The 17,551-nt window shown below is 69.2% G+C and carries 18 protein-coding genes and 2 pseudogenes; 5 read left to right on the top strand and 15 right to left on the bottom strand.

The window, feature by feature from the left end:
- Positions 1 to 60 precede the first annotated feature (60 nt).
- The 6 genes and pseudogenes from G6N20_RS01850 to G6N20_RS01830 all read right to left on the bottom strand — a co-directional run bounded on the left by G6N20_RS01850 (position 61) and on the right by G6N20_RS01830 (position 7,073).
- Positions 61 to 1,215: a PE family protein gene (locus tag G6N20_RS01850; RefSeq protein ID WP_083050697.1), complete on the bottom strand. Its 1,155-nt coding sequence runs from the start codon at positions 1,213 to 1,215 to the stop codon at positions 61 to 63.
- A gap of 136 nt (positions 1,216 to 1,351) precedes the next feature.
- On the bottom strand, positions 1,352 to 3,256 hold the full coding sequence (locus G6N20_RS01845) for an ABC transporter family substrate-binding protein (RefSeq protein ID WP_083050694.1): 1,905 nt from the start codon (positions 3,254 to 3,256) through the stop codon (positions 1,352 to 1,354).
- 4 nt (positions 3,257 to 3,260) lie between these two features.
- Positions 3,261 to 5,135, bottom strand: a complete 1,875-nt coding sequence (gene typA / locus G6N20_RS01840; RefSeq protein ID WP_083050691.1) for a translational GTPase TypA — start codon at positions 5,133 to 5,135, stop codon at positions 3,261 to 3,263.
- 101 nt (positions 5,136 to 5,236) lie between these two features.
- Positions 5,237 to 6,393, bottom strand: a pseudogene (locus G6N20_RS01835) (IS30 family transposase).
- 117 nt (positions 6,394 to 6,510) lie between these two features.
- A pseudogene (locus G6N20_RS20910) lies at positions 6,511 to 6,624 on the bottom strand (hypothetical protein); the annotation flags it as partial.
- A 53-nt stretch (positions 6,625 to 6,677) separates the two neighbouring features.
- On the bottom strand, positions 6,678 to 7,073 hold the full coding sequence (locus G6N20_RS01830) for a (deoxy)nucleoside triphosphate pyrophosphohydrolase (protein WP_083049666.1): 396 nt from the start codon (positions 7,071 to 7,073) through the stop codon (positions 6,678 to 6,680).
- A 27-nt stretch (positions 7,074 to 7,100) separates the two neighbouring features.
- Between G6N20_RS01830 and G6N20_RS01825 the strand changes: the two genes are divergently transcribed.
- Entirely contained in the window at positions 7,101 to 7,385 is a 285-nt protein-coding gene (locus G6N20_RS01825) for a 4a-hydroxytetrahydrobiopterin dehydratase (protein ID WP_083049669.1), read from the top strand.
- Here G6N20_RS01825 and G6N20_RS01820 read toward each other — a convergent pair.
- Positions 7,363 to 8,586 carry a mannosyltransferase gene (locus G6N20_RS01820; protein WP_083049671.1) on the bottom strand — a complete coding sequence of 408 codons (1,224 nt, stop codon included), beginning with the start codon at positions 8,584 to 8,586 and terminating at the stop codon, positions 7,363 to 7,365. The genes G6N20_RS01825 and G6N20_RS01820 overlap by 23 nt on opposite strands.
- Positions 8,587 to 8,748: 162 nt before the next feature.
- Between G6N20_RS01820 and G6N20_RS01815 the strand changes: the two genes are divergently transcribed.
- Together G6N20_RS01815 and G6N20_RS01810 are read left to right on the top strand one after the other, a co-directional pair.
- Positions 8,749 to 9,453 (top strand): hypothetical protein, encoded by a 705-nt coding sequence (locus G6N20_RS01815; RefSeq protein ID WP_083049675.1) that lies wholly within the window; start codon positions 8,749 to 8,751, stop codon positions 9,451 to 9,453.
- Between the two features lie 25 nt (positions 9,454 to 9,478).
- Complete coding sequence (locus G6N20_RS01810) at positions 9,479 to 10,423, top strand: Rv1157c family protein (RefSeq protein WP_142272084.1); 945 nt, start codon at positions 9,479 to 9,481, stop codon at positions 10,421 to 10,423.
- Between the two features lie 4 nt (positions 10,424 to 10,427).
- On the opposite strand, the gene G6N20_RS01805 is transcribed toward G6N20_RS01810, so the two are convergent.
- The 4 genes from G6N20_RS01805 to G6N20_RS01790 all read right to left on the bottom strand — a co-directional run bounded on the left by G6N20_RS01805 (position 10,428) and on the right by G6N20_RS01790 (position 11,914).
- Positions 10,428 to 10,574: a DUF1059 domain-containing protein gene (locus tag G6N20_RS01805; protein ID WP_083049681.1), complete on the bottom strand. Its 147-nt coding sequence runs from the start codon at positions 10,572 to 10,574 to the stop codon at positions 10,428 to 10,430.
- Entirely contained in the window at positions 10,571 to 11,164 is a 594-nt protein-coding gene (locus G6N20_RS01800) for an HhH-GPD-type base excision DNA repair protein (RefSeq protein WP_083049684.1), read from the bottom strand. Before G6N20_RS01800 ends, G6N20_RS01805 begins: the two co-directional genes overlap by 4 nt.
- A 113-nt stretch (positions 11,165 to 11,277) precedes the next feature.
- Positions 11,278 to 11,451 carry a DUF5302 domain-containing protein gene (locus G6N20_RS01795; protein ID WP_142272085.1) on the bottom strand — a complete coding sequence of 58 codons (174 nt, stop codon included), beginning with the start codon at positions 11,449 to 11,451 and terminating at the stop codon, positions 11,278 to 11,280.
- Between the two features lie 19 nt (positions 11,452 to 11,470).
- Positions 11,471 to 11,914 (bottom strand): PPOX class F420-dependent oxidoreductase, encoded by a 444-nt coding sequence (locus G6N20_RS01790; RefSeq protein WP_083049687.1) that lies wholly within the window; start codon positions 11,912 to 11,914, stop codon positions 11,471 to 11,473.
- 46 nt (positions 11,915 to 11,960) lie between these two features.
- Here G6N20_RS01790 and G6N20_RS01785 point away from each other — a divergent pair, with 46 nt between their 5' ends.
- Positions 11,961 to 12,482, top strand: a complete 522-nt coding sequence (locus G6N20_RS01785; protein ID WP_083049689.1) for a DUF1697 domain-containing protein — start codon at positions 11,961 to 11,963, stop codon at positions 12,480 to 12,482.
- Positions 12,483 to 12,518: 36 nt separating this feature from the next.
- Here the strand turns inward: G6N20_RS01785 and G6N20_RS01780 are convergent, their stop codons facing one another.
- Entirely contained in the window at positions 12,519 to 12,884 is a 366-nt protein-coding gene (locus tag G6N20_RS01780; protein ID WP_083049692.1) for a GntR family transcriptional regulator, read from the bottom strand.
- 37 nt (positions 12,885 to 12,921) lie between these two features.
- On the opposite strand from G6N20_RS01780, the gene G6N20_RS01775 reads away from it, so the two are divergent.
- A complete protein-coding gene (locus tag G6N20_RS01775) occupies positions 12,922 to 13,635 on the top strand; it encodes an NAD-dependent deacylase (protein ID WP_083049694.1) in 714 nt (237 codons plus the stop codon).
- Positions 13,636 to 13,659: 24 nt separating this feature from the next.
- Here the strand turns inward: G6N20_RS01775 and G6N20_RS01770 are convergent, their stop codons facing one another.
- From G6N20_RS01770 to G6N20_RS01760, 3 genes are read right to left on the bottom strand one after another with little or no spacing between them, the layout of a single operon-like run.
- Positions 13,660 to 14,307, bottom strand: coding sequence for a class I SAM-dependent methyltransferase (locus G6N20_RS01770; protein WP_083049696.1), 648 nt, complete (start codon positions 14,305 to 14,307; stop codon positions 13,660 to 13,662).
- The gene (locus G6N20_RS01765) at positions 14,304 to 15,050 is read right to left on the bottom strand and encodes a TetR/AcrR family transcriptional regulator (protein WP_083049699.1); all 747 of its coding nucleotides are present in this window, start codon (positions 15,048 to 15,050) and stop codon (positions 14,304 to 14,306) included. The genes G6N20_RS01770 and G6N20_RS01765 overlap by 4 nt, the downstream gene beginning before the upstream one ends.
- Positions 15,043 to 17,379, bottom strand: coding sequence for an MMPL family transporter (locus G6N20_RS01760; protein WP_083049771.1), 2,337 nt, complete (start codon positions 17,377 to 17,379; stop codon positions 15,043 to 15,045). The genes G6N20_RS01765 and G6N20_RS01760 overlap by 8 nt, the downstream gene beginning before the upstream one ends.
- Positions 17,380 to 17,551: the final 172 nt, after the last annotated feature.

The following is a 17,551-nucleotide window of genomic DNA, read 5'->3' as shown; positions in this document are numbered from 1 at the left end:
GCTGGCGCTGATCGTCGACATCGTCATCCCGCCACAGCGGCCGGCACCGCACGCACGCCGTCAGGCCTGACCCGTGATGAGGCCAACGAGGTCCGCACCGACCAGCAAGCTCTGATCGAACACACCCACCAGGCCGCCAATCTGGCCGCCATTGAAGACCTGGGCCGAGCTGCCGGTGAGCAGGCTCTGAGTAAAGGCGGGTTGGGGGACTTGCGCGCCGGAAAGGCCGTTGAGGGCCAGCTCGCCGGTGCCCACCAGCAGGTTGACGACGTTGAAACTGCGGTTGACGACCCCGTTGAGGGCGCTGTCGGTTCCGAAGATGGCCTTCTCCCAAGCCACCTCGTTGGCCAGCAACGCATGGTTGAAGCTGAGCTCGTTGCTGACGAGACCGCTGTTGTAGTTGATCTGCGCCGTCTCGAGTTGCTGCAAGAGCTCGCCCGGCGCATGCAACACCATTGCCCGGGTGGGCTCGGGGAGTACGCTCAGCACCGCCTGGGCGGGTGGACCGCTGACGACGAGGCCGGCGAGATCCGCGCCGAGCACCAAGCTTTGGTCGAAGGCACCCAACGGACCGCCGATCTGCCCGTCGTTGAAGACCTGGGCCGAGCCGCCGAGGAGCAGCGTGGACGTGAAGTTCGTCGGGACTGGCGCACCGACCAGGGTGTTGATGGTTTGCTGGCCGGTGCCCACCAGCAGGTTGGCGACGTTGAAACCGCGGTTGATGACCCCGTTGAGGGCGCTGTCGGTTCCGAAGATGGCCTTCTCCCAAGCCACCTCGTTGGCCACCAGCGCCTTGTTGAAGGTGAGCTCGCTGTTGACCAGGTTGGTGTTGAAGTCGATCTGCGCCGTCTCAAGTTGCTGCAACAGACTGCCCGGCGTGCTTGCGGCCAGCGCCTGGACGGTCCCGGGGACCGCACCCCCCAGGGCGTGCGCTGCGTTGGCCTCAGCGCCGGCGTAGGCGCTCGCACCCGCGTTCAGCGCCCGCACGAACCGGTCATGAAATGCCGCCGCCTGGGCGCCGAGTGCCTGGTACACCCGGCCGTGCTCGGCGAAGATTGCCGCGATCCCCGCCGACACCTCATCAAGGGCCGCCGGTATCACCTCGGTTGTCGCCGCTGCCGTCGCACTGTTGGCCCCAGTTATCGTCGAACCAACGCTGGCCAACTCGGTTGCCGCCGCAGAAACCATCTCCGGCGAGGCGATAAGAAATGACATCCGCACCTCCCACGGCTCAGCGCTATCGACCACACGCCGGCCCAGTCGTGCGGCCCATCGGCAGTGAGCAGACGGTATCACCATCCACCCGATGGCTTTCCGCTTTGGCGAAACCCGCCCCGACCAGTGGACGCTGTTATTGCCCGGTTTTGACCCACTGGCCGGCGTCGCCGACGATGCCGACCGGCACCGCACCGGACAGGCTGACGTTCTGCACGCTCGGGCCGGCCGCGACGATCGTGGTGTCCTGCAAAATCGGCAACACCGTGGACATGTTCCACAGCCGCGGTTCGACCGCGGTGATCACGTCGTTGATGTTCTTGGTGCCGTTGAGCGCGGCATCGATGTTCGACTGGATACTGCGATCGCAGATTCCGGTGAGATTCGACGGCGCTTTCACCAGCGCGCCGGGCTCGGGTGGGCGGCTCGGGGTGGCCGGCGTCGGCATAGCGGTGTCCGGGGTCGCGGGCGGCGTCGTCGCGGCGGGCCCCGCGGGGGTCGTCGCCGGCGCACCCGCCGAGAGGGCCGTCGCCTGCAACGCGGGACAGCCGAACCGCGACGCCAACAACGTCGCCAGATTCCCGCCGGCCTGATGCCAGCCCACGATGGCGTCCACTCGGTTGTCGTTCACCGCGTCCCGATACAGCGTCACCGGGTCCAGCGCCAGCACGCTCGCCGCGATCCCGACGTTGCGCAGCTGGTCGGCGGCGGTGTTGGCCACTGCCACCGAGGTCGGATCGTTGGCCGCCACGCCGATCACCAGCGACAGCTGTTTGCCGTCCTTGCTGATCCGGCCGCGGATGACTTCCGGTGGCCCGGTGCTCACCGGAGTGGTCGCGGAACCGGGGCCCGGCGGCGCCGGCGAAGCCGACGTGTTGGTTTCGATCTGGAATCCGGCGGCCGACAACAGCCCCAGCGCCGCCGCCGTGCTCATCGCCGGCGGCGCGGTCGGCACATACCCCGGGTCGCTGGGTGAACGGATCTGCGCCTGGTCCAAGGTGACGGTGTTGTCGCTGCCGGCGCCCACGGCGGCGAGCAGGTCGACGTCGAGCAACCCCAATATCGCCTTGCGGACCTGCCCGTCGGCCAGCTTGGGCAGGTTTGCGCGCAGCGTGAGCGACATGACCCGCGGGGTCACGATCCGGGCGGTTCGCACGTCGGGGATGGCGGACAGTTGAGCGAACGCCGCCGACCCGCCGTGCACCTGGGCCACCTGGGTGTCGCCGTTGCGCACCGAATCGGCCAGCGCGGCCGGCGCCCCAGCCCGGCGGAACTGAATGAGGCCGGGTTTGGCGGGCGGCCCCCAGTAGCGGTCATTGCGGGCGATCAGGATCTCGTCGCGCTGCGGGTCGATGTTTTCCACCCGGAACTGTCCACCGGTGACCGGCAGCGCCCGGGCCAGCCCGGCCGCGAAGCCGCCGGGCGCATCCTTGACGATGTGGGCCGGCAGGATGTTGTTGAACAACTCCCGCCACGCCGGATACGGCTCGGCGAAGGTGACCACGGCCTGCTTGCCGCCCTCGAGTGACTGGACACCGGTGATCAGGTCGTAGCCGGCCGGATCGACCACCCCCGGCTGGCTGACCATCTGCCGCCACAGGTACCAGAAGTCGTCGGCGGCGATCGGCGCGTTGTCGGTCCACTGCGCCTCGGGCCGGATCTTGTACGTCACGGTGAACGGGTTTTCACTGGTCACCTCGGCCGACACCAACAGTGTCGGGTCCATTTCCCAGCGCGAACCGGTCGGCGAACTGGGATCGGGCACCGGCCGAAACGCGCTGGGCAACACCAGCGCGCTGATCGCGGCGTTGACCGGCGACAGGTCGGACAGCAGATGCGGGTTGAACCCCGCGCCGATCGAGTCGATGGCCATGATGATCTGCGTGGGGTGCGGCGGCGGTGGTGGCGTGGTGTGCGGCGTGTCGGTGCTTTGCGGCGCCGGCGGCGGGCTGACCGTGCACGCCGACAACACCACACCCAGCAGTGCGACCAGCGCGCCAACCGTCCTGCAGACGCGGCGGACTGGGCTCGGCACGCCCATCAGGCTATCCCCGGGCCTTGGTGCGGGCCCGGCCGCGGGCCCGCGCGGTCACGTCTAGTTCGACCTTGCGCACCCGCACGATCTCGGGGGTCACCTCGACGCATTCGTCGGGGGCACAGAACTCCAAGGCCCGTTCCAGGTCGAGTTCCAGCGGCTTGGCCAGTGTCTCGATGACATCGGCGGTCGACGATCGCATGTTGGTCAGCTTCTTCTCGCGGGTGACGTTGATGTCGAGATCGTCGGGGCGCGGGTTGATCCCGACCACCATGCCCTGGTAGGTGTCCTGCCCGGGCTCGACGAAGAACTGACCCCGATCGGCGAGCTGCAGCAGGGCGAACGCGGTGATGGTGCCGGACCGGTCCGATACCAGCGACCCGCTGCGCCGGGCCCGAATCTCGCCTGCCCACGGTCGGTAGCCGTCGAACACCGCATGCGCGACGCCGGTGCCGCGGGTCTCGGTGAGGAAGTCGGTGCGCCAGCCGATCAGGCCGCGGCTGGGAACCACGAAGTCCATTCGCACCCAGCCCGTGGTGTGGTTGGCCATCTCCACCATGCGGCCCTTGCGGCCGGCCATCAGCTGGGTGACCGCCCCGACATACTCCTCCGGGCAGTCGACGGTCATCGCCTCGAACGGCTCATGCAGCTTGCCGTCGATGGTCTTGGTCACCACCTGCGGCTTGCCGACGGTCAATTCGAAGCCCTCCCGACGCATCTGCTCGACCAGCACGGCCAGCGCCAGCTCGCCACGGCCCTGCACCTCCCACGCGTCCGGGCGGCCGATGTCGATCACCCGGATCGACACGTTGCCCACCAGCTCGGCGTCCAACCGGTTGCGCACCAGGCGCGCGGTGAGCTTGTGGCCACCCACCTTGCCGGCCAACGGGGACGTGTTGGTGCCGATGGTGACCGATATCGCCGGCTCGTCCACGATAATCCTGGGCAGCGCAACAGGATTGGCAAGATCCGCCAGGGTGTCGCCGATCATGATGTCCGGCAGGCCGGCCACGGCGACGATATCGCCGGCGACGGCTTCGTCGGTTGGTTTGCGTTCCACGCCTTCGGTGGCCAGCAACTCGGTGATCCTGGCGGTCGCCACACCCGCTTCCCGTAACCAGGCGACCTGCTGACCCTTGCGGATGCGCCCGTTGTAGATGCGGATCAACGCCAGCCGGCCCAGAAAGGTCGACGCGTCCAGGTTGGTGACCAGCGCCTGCAACGGCGCGTCCGGGTCGCCGTTGGGCGGCGGGACGTGCGCTTCGAGGACATCGAACAGCGGATCCAGGTTGGTGCCGTTGGGAACCCGGCCATCGGGTGGCGGCGTGGTGCTCGCGACACCGGCGCGCCCGGATGCGTACAGCGTCGGCAGGCCCAGCGCATGCTCGGCGGCCTTCGCGGCCGCGTCGTCGAGGTCCGCGGCGACGTCGAGCAGCAGGTCGTGGCTGGCCTCCACCACCTCGGCGATGCGGGCGTCAGGGCGATCGGTCTTGTTGACCACCAGGATCACCGGCAGCCGGGCGGCCAGCGCCTTGCGCAGCACGAACCGGGTCTGCGGCAGCGGGCCCTCGGCGGCGTCGACCAGCAGCAGCACCCCGTCGACCATGGACAGCCCGCGCTCCACCTCGCCGCCGAAGTCGGCGTGCCCGGGGGTGTCAATCACGTTGATGACGGTGACGGTTCCGTCGCCGTGATGACGGTGCACGGCGGTGTTCTTGGCCAAGATGGTGATGCCTTTTTCGCGCTCCAGGTCGCCGGTGTCCAGCACGCGTTCCTGCGGTTCGCCACGTGCCGGTAGCGCTCCCGACTGCCGCAGCATCGCGTCGACCAGGGTGGTCTTGCCGTGGTCGACGTGCGCGACGATGGCGACGTTGCGGAATGGCACGTCGGTGATTGTGGCAGCGGGCGGCCCCGGATAGCGAACTGAGCCCACGGCCTGGGCGGCTCATCCAGCGTGCATTCAGGGCGGTCCCGGCCGGCGTGGATTCAGGCGGTCGCTGCAACAAAAGTGGACGGGTCTGAGAGTAGTCGGTCGAGTTCTTCGGCGGGGGTGCGCCAGCCGAGACGTTTGCGGGGTCGGGCGTTGAGTTCGGCGGCGACGTTGTCGAGGATCCCGGGTCCGTGGAAGGACAGGTCGGTGCCTTTGGGGAAGTACTGGCGAAGCAGGCCGTTGGTGTTCTCGTTGGTGCCGCGTTGCCAGGGGCTGTGTGGGTCGCAGAAGTAGATCGGCAGCCCGGTGGCCTCGGTGATCTTGGTGTGCAGCGCCATCTCGGCGCCTTGGTCCCAGGTCAACGATCTGCGCAGGATTTCGGGGATGTCGGGGATCTTTGCGGTGATGGCCTCGGCGACGGTGGCGGCGGTGTGGTCACCGGGTAAGTGCAGCAGCATCACGAACCCGGTGGTGCGCTCCACCAGGGTCCCTATCGCCGAACCGCTGTTGGCGCCGATGATCAGGTCGCCTTCCCAGTGGCCTGGGATGGCCCGGTCGTCGGCCTCGGCGGGTCGCTCACTGATGTTGACCATGCCTGCCTTGAACCGGTTGCGGTCTTCTATATCTTTGCGGCCCTGCGGTTTTCGTTGCGTCCTTCCGGTGCGCAGCGCGGTCTTGACCTGCCGGGCCAGTTCCCGCGGGCTGGACGTACATTGCCTGGTAGATCGTCTCGTGTGACACCCACATCTCCGGATCGTCGGGGAAGTCCTCACGCAGCCGCCCGGCGATCTGCTCGGGGCTGTGCCGCTGCTGCAAGCGTCGCACAACCTCGGCCAACAGCGCCGGCCTGGACTCCAGCTTGCGCGCCTTGGGGCGGGCGCGGTTGGCGTCAACGGCGTCCTGGGCGATGCGGGCACGGTACCCACAGCTCGTCGCCCCCCGGCATACCTCCCGACCAATCGTGGATGGATGCCGTCCCAACAGTCGCGCGGCCCCAGCCTGCGTATACCCCGCGACGAGTAGCTCCTCTAATCGGCAACGTTCGACAAACGACATCGACCGCGACGCCGCGTCGGGCTCTTCACCAGCAGGAATAGGTGTTCTCGGCACGTATCCAGCCTGATCGACCCAGCGCAGAGCGGTGTGCTCCGACACGCCGGCGATTACCGCCGCCTGCGTCGGCGTCGCCCCCGTGCGCAGCGCCTCCCAGAATGCATCCCTGACCTCGGCCGAGTACCGGATGCCGTAGTGCTTCGGATTGGTCTGATACCCCGCGGCCTTGGCCCATTTCCGGCCCGTCAAACCCGCCACCCCGGCCACCGTGGCCGCCGCCGTCGGTGATAGCCCCGATTGCAGCGCCTTCCAGAACTTCTCCCGCACCCCATCCGGCACCCGATCCCCCGGACCCCGAAACCCCGTCTGGTAACCCATGCAGCACCAACACCTCTCGGTCAGGTGTTGCAGCGATCACTTGAGGCTAAGCGGCGTGTCGTCGCCCTAGATGCACGCTCGGCGCAGGTCCGCAAGCCAGCCCCGGTCGGCGGGCACCCAGTCGACGTCGGGCAGCTCGGCCGCTGGCACCCAGCGCAGCGCGGTGTGGTCGCGCGGGTGCGGCCGGCCGCGGATCAGCCGCACGCGATAGGCGCGCAGTGTCGTGGTGTCGTCCAGCGGAATATCGTCGCCCAGGCGGTCGCCGACCGCGATGTCGTCGACGTGAAGTCCCAACTCCTCGGCCAGCTCGCGAGCCAGCGCGGCGTGCTCGGGTTCACCGGGCGCGACCTTGCCGCCGGGAAGTTCCCAGCGGCCGGCTAACTCCGGTGGGCGCGCCCGTTGCGCCACCAAGACGGCGTCACCGCGGATGATGGCCCCGGCGACGACGATCTGGGTCGGCATGGCCAGTGACGGTATACCGTTCCAGGTATGGCTGTGTTAACGGATGAGCAAGTGGACGCCGCGCTGTCCGACCTGCCCGGGTGGAAACGCGCCGGTGGTGTCCTGCGCCGGTCGATCAAGTTTCCGACGTTTCTGGACGGCATCGACGCGGTGCGCCGGGTGGCCGAGCACGCCGAGGTCAAGGATCATCACCCGGATATCGATATCCGTTGGCGGACTGTGACTTTCGTGCTGGTCACGCATGCTGTGGGCGGTATCACGCACAGCGACATCGACATGGCGCGCGACATCAACGCGCTGCTGGGGCGCTGACCGGTCGTCGACAGGTGGCCGCGATCCAGCCCAGGGTCGCCAGCGTCGCCACCGGGTAGACCAGCCCGGCCCAGGCCAGATACCAGGGCCGGCCGATCTGCCAGATCGTCGGTTGGGCGAAGCTGAGCAACCACGGCAGCCCGACGATGGTCAGCACCAACCAGCCCCAGCCCACGATCCGGGCGCCCAGCCGCTTGCGCGGCGGCCCGTGCAGCAACCAGATCATCAGCGGCACCAGCCACACCCAATGGTGGGTCCACGAGATCGGCGACAGCACCAGGCCGAACATTTCCACGACCAGCAGCCGGCCCAGCCGATCGGACTCCTCCAGCGCCCGCCAGGCCAGCAGGGCCACGACCGCGGTGGCGGTGACCGCGGCCAACACCAGCGGCCCCAAACCGGCGTCGTGGCCCAGGATCCGGGAGATCGCGCCGCGCCAGGATTGGTTGAACGAGGTGGCGATCGGGCCGACCCGGCCGGCATCGCCCAGCAGGTCGGTGAAGTAGAAGCGGGCCTGCTCACCGATGACCAGCACGGACACCGCGATGGTGGCCAGGAACACGACTCCCGAGAACAGGGCCGCGCGCCACCGCCGCACCCCGACGAGGTAGACGGCGGTGATCGCCGGGGTCAGCTTGATGCCGGCCGCCACACCGACCAGCAGACCCGACAGCCACCACCGCGCGGTGTAGACCGCCCACAGCGCCGCCAGCATCAGCAGCACGTTGATTTGCCCGTAGTCGAAGGTGCTGCGCAGCGGCTCGACCCAGATGGCGACCGCCGTCCAGGCCATCGCTGCGCGGCCACCGGTGCCGTTGGCGCCGGCGGGGGCCAGCAAGCGCTGGCTGATCCGCACCGCACCGTACAGCGCAACCATCGTCGCGACCTGCCACAGCAGGCCGACCAGGCCAAACGGCAGCAGATGCAGGGGGTAGAAGACCAGCGCCGCGAACGGCGGATAGGTGAACGGCAGCGGGAAGTCCGGCGTCTGGTCGGCGTAGACGTAGCTGTACAGCGTGCCGGGATGGTCCAGCGCCGCGGCGCCACCGACGTAGACGTGCAGATCGACGAAGTTGGCGCCGTTGGGCATCAGGTATGTCCAGGCAAACCGTGCGGCGACGCTGAGCACCAGCAGCAGCGGCGCGCCCGCCGCCAGCCGCCGGCTGGTGGTTGCCGCCGCGGCGGCCAAGCTGGTGTCTATGCGCCCGACTTTAGCGACGCCGCGGACACCACGTCGGGTGCCCGGTCACCGCGACCGCTCGGCTCCGTAACGATCGCATAAATGCCACACGTGTCACTTGAGTCACATTTGTACCGCGATAGCTTCGGCCTCGGGACCTGTCACCTTCAACCAGGGAGAGTCATGCCAACCATCTGGACGTACGTACGCGCCGCCGCCATTCTGGTCGGTTCGTCCGCCGCACTGCTGACGGGCGGTATCGCCCACGCGGACCCGGGTCCGGCGCCGGCGCCCGCCCCCAACATTCCTCAGCAGCTGATCAGTTCGGCGGCCAACGCGCCGCAGATCCTGCAAAACCTGGCGACGGCTCTCGGCGCTACCCCGCCGGTCAGCGCCCCCCGATCGCCGGACCCGGCGCCGGCCGTGGCCGGGGCAACCTCGATCCTTCCCGGGCTGACCCCGGCCGTCCCCGCCGCACCGGCCACCGCGCCGGCGGTGAACCCGGCCATTCCGGGGGTGACCACGCCCATCCCGGGGATCACCGCGCCGGCGGCGCCGGCGGCGCCCGCGCCCGCGGCGGTTCCGGCCATTCCCGGGGTGAACACGCCGATCCCGGGCATCACCGCACCGGCGGCAGCCGAACCCGCGCCCGCGACGGTTCCGGCCATTCCCGGGGTGAACACACCGATCCCGGGCATCACCACACCGGCGGCTCCCGCGGCGCCGACGGCGGCGCTTCCCGGATTGGCGCAGGCGATTCCCGGGCTCGCCCAGGCGACGCTGCCGGCGCTGACATCGGGCGTCATTCCGGGATTGCCAGGCGCTGGGACCCCCGCCCCGGCCGCACCGTCCAACCAGCCGCAGACCTTGCTCGCCGCGCTGCCTTGAGCCTCGGTGAGACGGCCGACCGCCCATCCAAGACCGGGAGAACACCGTGGCAAGCACGTGGCGTCTGTACCGAGGCCTGGTTGCCGTCGCCGTCACCTCGGCTGCCGCGTTCGTGATGTGTCCGAACGCGGCAGCCGACCCGGCGACACCGCCGCCCGACCCCACCCAACAGCTGCCGGGGCTGCCGGCGTTAGCCCAGTTGAGTCCCATCATTCAGCAGGCGGCCGGCGACCCCGCGCAGGCGACCCGGCTGCTGATGGCCGCCGCCCAGGCGTTCGCGCACAACCCCGCGGTCCCCGCCGAGTCCAAGACCGTCGCCTCGTCGGTGAACCAGTTCGTCGCCGACCCATCCACCGCCGCCGACACGGTTCCGCACCTGCCGCCGTTGGGTGTGCAGCCCGGCATGCAGGCGCACCTGCCGACCGGGGTCGATCCGGCCCACGCCGCCGGCCCCGGCCCCGTCGCGGAACCGACGGCCGGCCCGCCGGCGGCCGCCCCGGCACCCGGCCCCGTCGCGGCACCGGCGCCAGCCCCGGCGGCCGCCCCGGGTTTCGGTCCGGACGCCCCACCCACGCAAGACTTCATCTACCCCGCCATCGGTCCCAACTGCCTGGGGGACGGCGCCAACTCGATCGCCACGGCGCTGTCGGTGGCGGGCCCGGCCACGATCCCGGCCCCCGGACCCGGGCCCGGCCAGACCGCCTACGTGTTCACCGCGGTCGGCACCCCCGGGCCCGCGGAGGTGCAGCGGCTGCCGCTGAATGTCACCTGGGTGAACCTGACCACCGGCAGATCCGGCAGCGCCACGCTGCGCCCGCGCGCCGACATCAACCCCGACGGGCCCACGACGTTGACGGCGATCGTCGACACCGGCTCGGGCAGCATCATGTCAACGATCTTCGGGCAGGTCACCACCAAGGACCGGCAATGCCAGTTCATGCCCACCATCGGCTCGACGGTGGTGCCCTGACGGCTCAGTAGGCCATGAACAGGATCGCGTCGCGGTCGTACTCCAGGCCCGGGTGAACGTCGGCAAGGTGGGCCTGGGTCAGCTCAACCAGCTCGTCTTCGTCCTTGCCGACGATGGCCTCGCCGCACGGACAGGTGATGTGTGTCTTCACGGTGCCGCCTTTCCCTTGGCTTTCCCCATGGCCGCTGCCTTCATCTGCCTCTTGTGCGACCGCACCTGCCCCAGCGAACGGGCGTCGACGATATCGGCGACCGAGATGCACGTGCCCGGCTGGCCGAATTTCCCGGCCGCCGCTCGCCAGCCCGGTGGCGTCACGCCGTACTGCTTACCGAGCAGCGCAAGGAAGATCTGGGCCTTCTGCTCGCCAAAGCCGGGCAGCCCCCGAAGTCGCCGCAGCAACTCCTTGCCGTCGGGTTCACCGGCCGTCCACATCGCGGCCGCATCCCCGTCGTACCGGTCCACGATGATCCGCGCGAGCGCCTGGATGCGCTTGGCCATCGACCCCGGAAACCGGTGTATCGCAGGCTTTTCCGAGCACAGCGCGGCGAACTTGTCGGGGTCGTAGTCGGCGATCGCCGCCGCGTCGAAGCCGCCCATCCGATCGGCGATCTTCTTGGGTCCCGCGAACGCGGTTTCCATCGGCACCTGCTGGTCGAGCAACATACCCACCAGCAGCGCAAACGGGTTGGATTCCAACAACGCGTCGGCGGCCGGGTCTTGGACGAGTTGCAGTGTTGGCACCCACCCAGTCTAGAGCCGCCCCGATGGCCCGGCGGGGACGGCGTCCGCGCGCCCCGCCCCAGCGGCGCCCAGGCCGGCCAACCCGAGTTGTCGGCAACGACTCTCAGGCTCCGCTAGCCGCTTTTGCGGCGGAATTCCCGGCGGCTCTCCGCCGGCCCGTGCGCCCGCGAAGGCTTGTCGCCGCCATCCTTGTGATCCGATTTCCCCGACGACTTCGCCATCTTGCGGTCCAGAGCTTCCCGGAACTTGCGCTTGGTCTCCTCGGCCGGGGAGTTCGATTCAGCCATACTGGGCAGCCTAGCCTGGTCACCGCATGCCCGGGGGCAGGCCGTAGACGTGCGAGATCGGCAGGGTGAGCAGCACCCGCCGATCGGTGACCATCGCCTGTCGGTATTCCTCCCAGTCCGGATGCTCGCCGGCGATGTTGCGATACAAGGCAATCAGCGCCTCCACGGTGTCGTCATCGGGTGCGGCCGCGGGAGGGGTCAGTTCGGCGGTGCCCTCGGCGACGGCATACGACCACCCGTCATCGGCGTCGACCAGGATCGACGCGCGCGGATCGCGTCGCAGGTTGCGGGTCTTGGCCCGGGGCTCGGCGATCGACACCTGGATCACCGATGTGCGCGGGTCGAAGTGATACTGCACGTTGGACAGCTGGGGACGCCCGTCACGTTTGATGGTGGCCAGCACGCCGATGGAGTTCCCGCTGATCACGGCCAACAGCTTGTCGTCGAAGACTTGGCGTCCCATGCCGAAAAGCCTACGTCGCACCCGGGCGGCCTGGTGAGATCGGAGCATGACCCGCTACGCGGCGTTTCTGCGCGGCGTCAACGTGGGCGGCGTCAACCTCACCATGGCCGAGGTGGCCGCCGCCTTCACCGACGCCGGATTCAGCAAGGTACGCACCATCTTGGCCAGCGGCAATGTGGTGCTGGAGTCGCCCGCCGATGTCGCGGCGGTGCGCGCGACGGCGGAAGCCACGTTGCGCGAGAGATTCGGCTACGAGGCGTGGGTGTTGGCCTACGACATCGAGACGGTGCACGCCATCGTCGAGGCGTACCCGTTTGACCGCGAGGTCGACGGATACCAGTCGTACGTCACGTTCGTCGCCGACGCCGCCGTGCTCGACGAGCTTTCCGCGCTGGCCGCCGATGCCGGCCCGAACGAGCGGATCAGCCGCGGTGACCGGGTCATCTACTGGCAGGTACCCAAGGGCGGCACACTCGATAGCACCCTGGGCCAAACGATGGGAAAGAGGCGCTACAAGTCTTCGACCACAACCCGCAACCTGCGCACGCTGAACAGGGTGTTGCGATGAATCCCTCGCTGCGCGCGCGTATCACGCCGCTGGAGTTCAGTCGTCCGGCACGTTCGTGAGGTAACGCATCGCGTCGGACTTGGTCAGCCCCAACGCCCGGGCCACTTCGACGTATTCCTTGGCCGCGGCCGCCATCGCGGCGTCGGTCGGGTCGAAGCGGGAGATGAAAGTGCCGAAGCGTCCACGCGTTTCGACGATGGCCGCCGACTCCAGCTCTCGATACGCGCGGGCCACGGTGTTGGCGGCCACGCCAAGCTGACCGGCCAGGTCGCGCACCGTCGGCAGCCGGGTACCCGGCGGCAGGGCACCGGCTCGGACGCCGTCGATCACCTGGGTTCTGAGCTGGTCGAACAGCGGCTTGCCCGCCTTCACGTCGATCCGTAACCAGTCGCGCAGCTCCACGTACCTAGTATCTACCAAGCCCGGCTATGTTTGTGGCATGCGAGTGGCGGTGCTCAGCGGCGCGGGGATCTCCGCGGAGAGCGGCGTGCCGACGTTCCGCGACGACAAGAACGGGTTGTGGGCCCGTTTCGACCCCTACGAGCTGTCCAGCACGCAGGGGTGGCTGCGCAACCCCGAGCGCGTCTGGGGATGGTACCTGTGGCGCCACTACCTGGTCGCCGGGGTGCAGCCCAACGCCGGGCACCGGGCGATCGCCGCCTGGCAGCAGCACGTTGAGGTCAGCGTCATCACCCAGAACGTGGACGACCTACATGAGCGCGCCGGCAGCGCCCCGGTCCATCACCTGCACGGCAGTCTTTTCGAATTCCGTTGTGCGCGTTGCGGTGTGCCCTACAACGACCCGCTGCCGGTGATGACCGAACCCGCGATCGAGGTGCCGCCACCGGTGTGCGGCTGCGGCGGGCTGATCCGCCCCGGCATCGTGTGGTTCGGTGAACCGCTGCCCGATGAACCGTGGCGGCACGCCGTGCAGGCAACCGAGGCCGCCGACGCGATGGTGGTGGTCGGGACCTCCGCGATCGTCTACCCGGCCGCCGGGCTGCCCGAGCTGGCGCTGGCGCGCGGCACGGCGGTGATCGAGGTCAATCCCGAGCCCACCCCGCTGTCGGCAAGCGCGACGCTGTGCGTGCGCCAGTCCGCCAGCCAAGCGTTGCCCGGGTTGCTGCAGCGGTTGCCGGCCCTGCTGAAGTAGTCGGCCAGCGGTGGGCCCACGCCCCTAGGGCCTGCGCGCGCGGCCCACGACCAGCTCCGAATGCGGCAGCGGCACCCACGCCGGCAACGTCCATTCGCGACGGGCGGTTTCGATCTCGAATCCGGCGTCGACGATCGCGCGTTCGGTATCGCGATGGGTGTGGCAGTTGCCCGCCACCCGTGGCCAGATCGTCGCGTCGACCAGCTGCTGCAATAGGCCCCGGGCGCCGGCACTGGCCACATGCTCGAGGTAGCGCAGCTGCCCACCCGGCCGCAGCACCGAATGCAGGCGCCGCAGCACGCTGCCGGGATCGCTCACCGAGCACAGCACCAGCGAACAGACCACCGCGTCGAATACCTCCTCCCCGGCGATCTCCTCGACCATGTCGCCGGTCACCACGATGGGAACCGGTGCGCCGGCGGCGGCCCGGCGGGCTTTTGCGGCCAGCCGGGGCTCGGGCTCCACGGCAACGACCTGGGCCACCGTCGATGGGTAGCGGGGGAAGTTCGTCCCGACGCCGGCACCTACCTCCAACACCCGCCCCGACAAGCCCGCCAGGTTCTCTCGGCGAAGCCTGCGTAGCGCATCCACCTCGTGGGCGGCGACGACAGGCCAGATCCGGGCGAAGAATGGGTGGTCGACCCCGGACGCCGGGACCGCCGTGGGCGTCATACCGGTGATTGTTCCAACGGACCCCGCGATTCTTCCACCGGGCCCGGTCTTTGTGCTGGGCGACGTGCCAGCACCCAGTCCGCCAGCCGCCCGGCTGTCGCGTCCCCGCCAACCAGCCCGGCCACCAGGTGGCCGCACAGCACTGCGCCCAACACCCGGTCGGCGAACGCATCGACATCGCCGAACGGCAGATGCGGCTTGGTGATGAGCAGGGCCGCCACACCGTGGGCCGCGGTCCACAGCTCCAGGGCGAGGGTGGTCGGATCGGCGGCGCGGTAGACGCCCTCGTCCATCAGCGTCTGCACGGAAGCGCGCAGGTGTTGGAACGCCGAGCTGTCCAGGGCGATATCCACACGGCTCCCGGATCGCCACTCACCCATGGTGGCCAGCCGATACAGCTCGGGGGTCTGCAGCGCGAACCGTACGTATGCCAGGCCCTGGGCGCGCAGCACGTCCACGGTGCGGGGTTGCCCGAGGGCGGCCCGTTGCATTTCGCAGTCGAGCCTTTCTAGGTAGCGGGCGCACACCGCGTCCAGGAGCGCATTTTTGTCCTCGAAGTGCAGATAGATCGCCGGTGGTGTGACCCCGACGCGTTGCGCCACCGACCGGATCGACACCGCCCTGGCTTGCCCGGTGGCGAGCAGCAGCTCGGTGGCGGCGTCCAGGATTTCCTGGCGGAGCCGATCACCCGACCCGCGGGGCGCACGTGGGCGGCGCAGGCCGCCGGCCGACACGTCATCCATCGCGCGTCACCGAGGCGGGGACCGGCCACTCCTCACCGCTGGCGGTGATCCCTACCGGCTCGGTGGTGGCGGCCCGCTCCGAAGCGATGGCTTCGCTGAGGCCGAACCGCTCATGCAGCCACACCAAGGGCGTGGGCGCCCACCAGTTCCACCGGCCCATCACGTGCATGAACGCGGGCACCAAGACCATCCGCACCAGGGTCGCATCGGCGGCCACGGCCAGCGTCAGGCCCAGGCCGAACATCCGCATGAACGACACGTGCGCGGCGATCAGCGCGGCAAACGACATCGACATGACCAACGCGGCGGCGGTGATCACCCGGCCGGTGCGGGCCACGCCCAGCGCCACACTCTCGTCGTTGGCGGCGTGCGCCTGGGCCGCGGTTGGCGTTGCCGGGCGGGCGGCTCCGGAGGCCAGCCAGTACTCGCGGATCCGGGAGACCAAGAACACCTCGTAATCCATCGACAATCCGAATGCGATGCAGAACAACAGCACCGGCATGTTGGCCACCAGCGTCCCGCTCGGGGTGGTGCCCAACGCGCCGAGATGGCCGTCCTGGAAGATCCACACCAGCGCGCCGAATGCCGCGGTCAGCGAGAGCACATTACAGGCCAGCGCCTTGACCGGCAGCACCACGCTGCCGGTGAGCAGGAACAGCAACACGAATGTGATGGCGGCCATCAGCCCCAGCACCAACGGCAGCCGGTGCGTCACCGCGTCCACGCTGTCGCGGTTGACCTGCGCCACACCGGCCATCACCACGGACCGGCCGGCGGGGCCGGGCACCTGGTGCAGCCGCCGCAGCTGAGCGTCGGAGGCCGCCGAAAACAGCGGCGCCGCGGAGCTCACGGTCAAAAACGCGCTGCCGTCGGCCAACCCGGTGGCCCCGGCGGGCGGACCCACCCGGCTTCCAGCCACGAACGTGCCACCCGGGGCACTCACCGCCGACACGTCGGCGACCCGCGACAGGGCGGCGGCATAGTCGTCCAGATCCGCCGGGCTCAGCCCACCGGCGTCCGGGATGACGACCGGCACCGCCGTCTCCGAATCGTGCCCGAAGCCGCTGCGCAGCCGGTCACCGACCTGGTGTGACGACGCCGACGTCGGCAACACCCGGTCGTCCGGGAAACCCCACTTCACCGAGAAGAACGGCAGCCCGAGCAATAGCAACAGCGCGACCACGGCCAGGCCGATCGGCAGCCAGCGGCGCATCACCAGCTTCGACGACCGATACCAGAACAGTCGCTCGACCGGTTTGTGCCCGGGTTCGGGGCGACCCAGCACCCGGCGCACCAGCCGGCGCACGTCCCACGCGTCCAACCGGGGGCCCAGCAGCACGATGGCGGCCGGGGTGATCACGATCGACGCGGTCGCCACGAACGCCACGGTGGCCACCCCGGCGTAGGCGAACGACTTCAGGAAGTACATCGGGAAGGCCACCGTCGCCGCCATCGACAACGCCACGGTGACCGCGGAAAACAACACGGTGCGACCAGACGTGACCATGGTCCGGATCAGTGCCTCGTCGCGGTCACCGCCCTCGACCAGCTCGTCGCGATAGCGGCTGATGATCAGCAGCGTGTAGTCGATGGCCAACGCCAGACCCAGCGCCGTGCTGAGGTTGAGCGCAAAGATCGACACCTCAGTGGTGAAGGTGACCAGTCGCAACACCGCCATGGAGCCGACGACGGCCAGTGCGCCCAGCGTCATCGGAAGCGCCGCCGCCAGCAGCCCGCCGAACACCCAGACCAGCACCAGGAAGCTCAGCGGAATCGCGATGATCTCCATCACCAGCAGGTCGTCCTGGTTCTGCTTGTTGATCTGGGCGTACTGCATCGCCGAGCCACCCGCGCGGACGGTGACGCCGTCGCGGTCGTGGACGATCGCGTCGGCCAGCGTTCGGGCGTTGTTCTGGGCGTCGTTCTCGCCGCCCTTGAGGTTGACCACGATCAGCCCGGACTTGCCGTCGGTGCTGACCAGATCGGCGGATGCCGGCGGCGGTGCGGTCCAGGGCGAGGTCACGTTGTACACCAGCGGCGACCCCAGCAGTTGTTCGACGATGTCGGTGCCGACCCTGCGGGCCGGTTCGCTGCCGGCACCGGCCGCAGCCGTGACCACGATCAGCATCTTCTGACCGCTCTGCCCGAATTTGTCGGTCAACACCTTGATGGCCCGGGCCGACTCCGAGTTCGGGTCCTGGAACCCGCCGGGAGACAGGCTCTTGGCGACGGGAATGCCGAAAACCGCGGCGGCTACCAGGACGAGGAGCGCCCCTGCGATGATTCGCCGTGGTGCGGCGATGGCCAGTCGAGCGATCCTGTGCAACATGTTGCGTCCCTCCACCGCCGGCACCGAGCTCCCCAGACCCGCACCATCGGCGATAACTTACCGGCGATAACTTACGAGTGTCAAACAACCCTGCCGTAGGTACGAGCGCGGGCGCTGGGATGGTTCACCGCGGCCTCATGCCAACCCGGCCCGGGAGTTGGCGGCGGCCTAC

The sequence above is a fragment of the Mycobacterium shinjukuense genome, assembly GCF_010730055.1.
Lineage (GTDB): Bacteria > Actinomycetota > Actinomycetes > Mycobacteriales > Mycobacteriaceae > Mycobacterium > Mycobacterium shinjukuense.
Note: the sequence above shows the minus strand (reverse complement) of the source record. Positions and strands in the feature narration are given on the sequence as shown.